Raw genomic sequence first — 4,611 nt, forward strand, 5'->3', positions numbered from 1 at the left:
CATCTCGCGGAGACCGTGGCAGCGCTCAAGCTCAGGTATGTGGTGATCACCAGCGTCGATCGGGACGATCTGCGGGATGGCGGCGCTCAGCACTTCGCCAATTGCATCCAAGCCGTGCGCAGCCGCTCCCCGGCTACCCGCATCGAGATCCTGGTGCCCGATTTCCGCGGCCGACTGGAAGCAGCCCTCGAGATCCTGACCCGCCATCCGCCGGATGTGATGAACCACAACCTGGAGACGGTACCACGGCTTTACAAGCTGGCGCGGCCGGGAGCGGATTACGCCCACTCCCTCAGGCTGCTCCAAGTCTTCAAGGCCCGAGTGCCGAGCGTGCCCACCAAGTCCGGGCTGATGGTGGGGCTGGGAGAGACGGACGAGGAAATCCTGCAGGTCATGCGCGACCTGCGTGCCCATGACGTGGAGATGCTCACCATCGGGCAATATCTCCAGCCCACGACTGGTCACTTGCCCGTGGTGCGCTACGTGGAGCCCGAGCGGTTCCGGGCCTACGAACAGGCGGCGCGGGAAATGGGCTTTGCCCACGCGGCGTGCGGCCCCCTGGTACGCTCCAGCTACCACGCAGATCTGCAGGCCCACGAAGCCGGCGTCTATTGAGTCGAGCCTCGATTGACCGTCAACCGACGCCTTCCCTTCGCCGGGAACCAGGGGCTCGCCCTGAAACCCCGCCCCACTGCTCGAGGCACCGCGGTCTTTGCCCGTCGCACCGGGACGAAAAACTGCAGTGGGTCGCCGAAACAACCCTTCACCACCTGCCACGGGAGCCCCTTCGCATCCCGTGACGCCGGGCTCTACGCGCCCGCAGCGCCACGTTGATCGCCAAGTCAAACTTACCAGCAGGTGGGTGAGGCCGATCAAATACGACTCCACCAGGCCAAGGACGAGGGCCTCCCACGCCACGGCCTCCCCCAGCCCGATTAGGGCGCAGCCCAGGGTTTGGTGGAAAAGACAACGTGGCGGATGCGCAGGCGCCAGCCTGGCAGAAACCCAATAAAGAGCGTGATCTCCAACAGCACCTCGAAGAGAAGGTTGCCCGCGAGCGGCCCTGGGTTCCAAGGATGGAGGCCGCGAAGCGCCCGGCACGCTCCCCCCAGTACTCGGTTCAGCCAGCGCAGATGGTGCAAGCGCTGGGGATCCGAGTGCAGACTGCCATATCGTAGTGGTCAGCGATCAGTCCCGCTGGGAACAAGCCCTGGCCCCGCGATGGTGGCGTGAGCCAGGAGGCTCGCCCAGGGATGCAGCTCGTGCAACAAATGTTCGGCCTTGGCCGGCGACGCCACATGCGGGCGGAACAGGCCGAACCAGTCCTAGGCGAGGGGGTGAGCCGCCGGAAACCCCACTGCCATATTGCCCACGAGGACGATGGAGCGGCAGCGCATCACCTCCACCATCAGCGTCTCCAGCCTGCTCGGATTGCGCCGGCCGGAGTCGCTTTCCGCCTCCGTGGCGGCGATGGCCTGGGCGGTCATGGCGGCTGCCGGGTGGTGATGCGCCGACCGCCGCAGCGTATGCCTCTGCCCAGTCGGTCGTCGATGGCGCACGGATCAACGACTTGCAGGACAACGCGGGGCCGAAAAGACCGGCAGCCAAGGCATGGTCGGTGTCCGCGTCGAGGCAGACGCAGAACAGGTGCTCGTCGTCAAGGCCACGACAAGCAACATGGAGTTGTGGGTGATCAGCTATGGGAGGCCGCCACGCGAGGGGGCCGAGCCCGAGGCACTGGCCTGTCAACTACAGGGTATCCACGAGGGCCGGCCGCCCCTGTCGCCGGCAGTCACCCGCCGCATCCTCCTTTTCTTCCGCCAGACAAAACCCGACCTGGCACTCCAGGAGACCGTCGCGCTTACGTCACAGCAGAGGGAAGTGCTGGCGCTGCTTGCCCACGGCCTCAGCCTCGCTGAGGCGGCGCGCATGCTAGCCATTTCCCACCACACGGTGGGGGATCACGTTAAGCACATCTACCGCAAGCTCAACATCACCTCCCGCGCCGAGGCCGCGCTCAGGGCAAAAAATCTGGGGCTGCTATGATGAGCCGAGCTTGCGACCAGGATTTCCTGCAGAGGATAGCGTTGAGCAATTCGATGGCCAGAGGCAAGACAATAGCGAAGCTCTTGTCTCAGTCGATGGACGTGAGTGTCTCTGGATAGCTCAATCGGGTCGCGGCCAGCTGTTTAGCTGATACTTCCACTGCCTGGGCGAACTTCTCCGAGGTCTGCAGCTCTCCCCCACGTGCGGGTAGTCCCGGTACGCCGTTTCTGCTCGGCCATCGCCTGTGCAGCGACTGTCTATACCTTGGATACGTCGGTAGTTACGTGCTTAATCTCGGCATTGGATGCCTTGATGCCCCTCCACGTCGGTCTGTGTTATTGACAATTACCACACGCATGACAACCGATCATGTGGGTCATGGGTTCTGCAATCGAGGGTTTGATCGTGGAATCTGGGCGTAGTCAAGATGGACCTTGCCACACGTAAGCGGGTGCGCGCGGGGACAGTGGATGCTGGCGGGTAACACCCCCTGCCGCCTATAGGGCGGCGCGATCACAGACGTGCAAGGATCGTGCAGCGCCGCAAAGGGCTTGCGCTCCCAAGCCGCGAGCGCTAGCTGCCCATCGGCTGGGGAAGGCTGCCCGAGACAAAAGCCGCATCGAGGGTAAGTACCCGGGCAGTCCCCCCTGAGCCCATCCAGAGGGCGCTGCCGCCCGGCCATGCCCCACGGGCCAACCCTTTGGGGTCCCTGTGGGCTTTGCTCAGACGCCAGGGGCTGGCAAACCGCTGCCCTCTCTGGTCGGCCGGACTCGAGGCGGGCGCCCGCAGCAAGCCCGCGAGCGGACAATGTGGCCCCTCCATCACCCCTGCCTGCACAGCCGGGGTGATGTCATGGAGTATGTAAATCTCAACATAGGTGCCAAAGCTTTCGTTGGGAAACATTTCGCTGTCGGCATATAGATGGAACCCGACGCTTGGAAGTGAGCAAGTAGAGCACGGGTAACAGCGCAGAGCGTCATGGTGCTCGACGTGTCTTGCAGCGAAAGGGCGCGCTGCTCAAAACAAGCGATGGCAGAAGCGACCCTGGCTGGATTCTCCGGGTGCAAGGCACCCATCCGGTGGACCAGGGAAGCGATGCCCTGGGGGTCGACGGTGACGAGGGCCTGGAACGCCCGTCCCAGCCGCCGGCTGCGGGCTTCCTGGCCATGTGGGTCATCCGCTCGTTCTAAAGACTAAAGACAATGGGATGAAGAAGTTTGCAAGCGCTCCCTAGGGAGGGCGTGTTCCCCTGCTTGCGCCTCACGGTTGAGGCAAATGTCCGGCAGCCGTATGATGGCCTGATTATGATCCGCGAACATCCCAGGCGCTGGACTGTCTCCGTCACCCTTTGGTTTGCCCTGCTCCTGCCGGGATTATTTCCCTCCTCCAGCTTCGCCTTGACCCACCTTTCGGACCGGGAGGCCATCGACGGGCTCAAACAGGCTCTGGTCCAGGGCTCGCGCGTAGCGGTCGGGAAGCTCGGCGTACCGGATGGGTTCCTCGGCAACCCCAAGGTACGGATTCCCCTGCCCGAGCACCTCCAGAAAGGGGCCTCGACGCTACGCATGCTGGGCCTGGGAGCCCAGCTCGACCAGTTGGAAGTGACCCTGAACCGGGCTGCCGAGGCGGCGGTGCCAGAAGCAAAAGCCATCTTGCTGGAATCCATCCAGAAGATGTCGATTGAGGACGCGCGACAGATTCTGACCGGCGGCGACACGGCCGCCACCGAGTATTTCCGCCGCACTGCCTCCGAACCTCTGGCCGCTCGGTTCCTGCCCATCGTCAAGCGAGCCATCGACCAGGTGGGGCTTGCCCGCCAGTACGACCAGATTGCCAGGCCGGCCGCCCAGTTCGGCCTGATCGATGAACACCATGCCCGCTTGGATGGCTACGTCACCCAGAAGGCCCTGGACGGCCTGTTCCTGATGATGGCAGAAGAGGAGCGAGCGATCCGCCGCGATCCCCTGGGCCAGGGCAGTCGGCTGCTGCGCAAGGTGTTCGGCGCGATCCGCTAGCAGCGGGGACCGAAAGCTCACCCGCTCTTGCGCAATACTTCCAGCAGCCGCTTGATGATCTGCTCCTGGCCCTTTAGCCGTTCGCGGAAGGCGAGGCGCTCAGTGTCCGCAATCTCCATCCGCAGGTCCGAGAGAAAGCTCTCCAACACTTCGATCAGAACTTCCTGCTCCTCGGGCGACAATTCCAGTCGGGTCATGGCGGCAGCCCTCCTCTCTTTTCGATTGTAGACCCTCGGGAAGCCCAGGGAACGCACCGCCTCAGAAGGCGCCTCAATGGGCTTCGTCCCAGTTGCGCCCGACGCCCACGTCCACCACCAGGGGGACCCGCAACCGGGCAACGCCTTCCATAAGTCGGGGCACCGTACCCCGCACTTCCTCGAGCTCCCTTTCCGGCACTTCCAGCACCAGCTCGTCATGGACTTGGAGGATCAACCGGCTGGCGAGATGGCGTTCCCCGATCCAGCGGTGCACCGCGATCATGGCCAGTTTGATGAGGTCCGCCGCCGTACCCTGCATGGGGGCGTTGATGGCGGCCCGCTCGGCCGCCTGG

General features: G+C 64.0%; 8 protein-coding genes. 4 read left to right on the forward strand and 4 right to left on the reverse strand.

Features of this window, described 5'->3' with window-relative positions:
* On the forward strand, positions 1–615 hold a 615-nt coding region (locus tag V7Q81_RS14755; RefSeq protein ID WP_333844795.1), incomplete at its 5' end, for a lipoyl synthase.
* Positions 616–935: 320 nt separating this feature from the next.
* Here V7Q81_RS14755 and V7Q81_RS16145 read toward each other — a convergent pair.
* Complete coding sequence (locus tag V7Q81_RS16145; RefSeq protein ID WP_442954851.1) at positions 936–1,142, reverse strand: hypothetical protein; 207 nt, start codon at positions 1,140–1,142, stop codon at positions 936–938.
* A 183-nt stretch (positions 1,143–1,325) separates the two neighbouring features.
* Complete coding sequence (locus V7Q81_RS14760) at positions 1,326–1,487, reverse strand: hypothetical protein (protein WP_333844797.1); 162 nt, start codon at positions 1,485–1,487, stop codon at positions 1,326–1,328.
* A 124-nt stretch (positions 1,488–1,611) separates the two neighbouring features.
* Here V7Q81_RS14760 and V7Q81_RS14765 point away from each other — a divergent pair, with 124 nt between their 5' ends.
* The 3 genes from V7Q81_RS14765 (at position 1,612) to V7Q81_RS14775 (ending at position 4,061) form a co-directional block, all read left to right on the forward strand.
* Positions 1,612–2,046 (forward strand): response regulator transcription factor, encoded by a 435-nt coding sequence (locus tag V7Q81_RS14765; RefSeq protein ID WP_333844799.1) that lies wholly within the window; start codon positions 1,612–1,614, stop codon positions 2,044–2,046.
* 1,061 nt (positions 2,047–3,107) lie between these two features.
* Positions 3,108–3,236: a hypothetical protein gene (locus tag V7Q81_RS14770; RefSeq protein WP_333844801.1), complete on the forward strand. Its 129-nt coding sequence runs from the start codon at positions 3,108–3,110 to the stop codon at positions 3,234–3,236.
* A gap of 114 nt (positions 3,237–3,350) precedes the next feature.
* Positions 3,351–4,061, forward strand: a complete 711-nt coding sequence (locus tag V7Q81_RS14775; protein ID WP_333844803.1) for a DUF4197 domain-containing protein — start codon at positions 3,351–3,353, stop codon at positions 4,059–4,061.
* Positions 4,062–4,078: 17 nt separating this feature from the next.
* Here V7Q81_RS14775 and V7Q81_RS14780 read toward each other — a convergent pair whose 3' ends face one another.
* Together V7Q81_RS14780 and V7Q81_RS14785 are read right to left on the reverse strand one after the other, a co-directional pair.
* Positions 4,079–4,258, reverse strand: coding sequence for a hypothetical protein (locus V7Q81_RS14780; protein ID WP_333844805.1), 180 nt, complete (start codon positions 4,256–4,258; stop codon positions 4,079–4,081).
* 73 nt (positions 4,259–4,331) lie between these two features.
* On the reverse strand, positions 4,332–4,611 hold a 280-nt coding region (locus V7Q81_RS14785; protein ID WP_333844808.1), incomplete at its 5' end, for a DNA polymerase.

Source organism: Pelomicrobium sp. (genome assembly GCF_036803785.1).
Classification (GTDB): Bacteria; Pseudomonadota; Gammaproteobacteria; order Burkholderiales; family UBA6910; genus Pelomicrobium.

Coding starts and splice junctions, on each gene's coding strand:
- V7Q81_RS14760 (WP_333844797.1), bottom strand. CDS start 1,487: ATGACCGCCCAGGCCATCGCCGCCACGGAGGCGGAAAGCGACTCCGGC.
- V7Q81_RS14765 (WP_333844799.1), top strand. CDS start 1,612: ATGGTCGGTGTCCGCGTCGAGGCAGACGCAGAACAGGTGCTCGTCGTC.
- V7Q81_RS14775 (WP_333844803.1), top strand. CDS start 3,351: ATGATCCGCGAACATCCCAGGCGCTGGACTGTCTCCGTCACCCTTTGG.
- V7Q81_RS14780 (WP_333844805.1), bottom strand. CDS start 4,258: ATGACCCGACTGGAATTGTCGCCCGAGGAGCAGGAAGTTCTGATCGAA.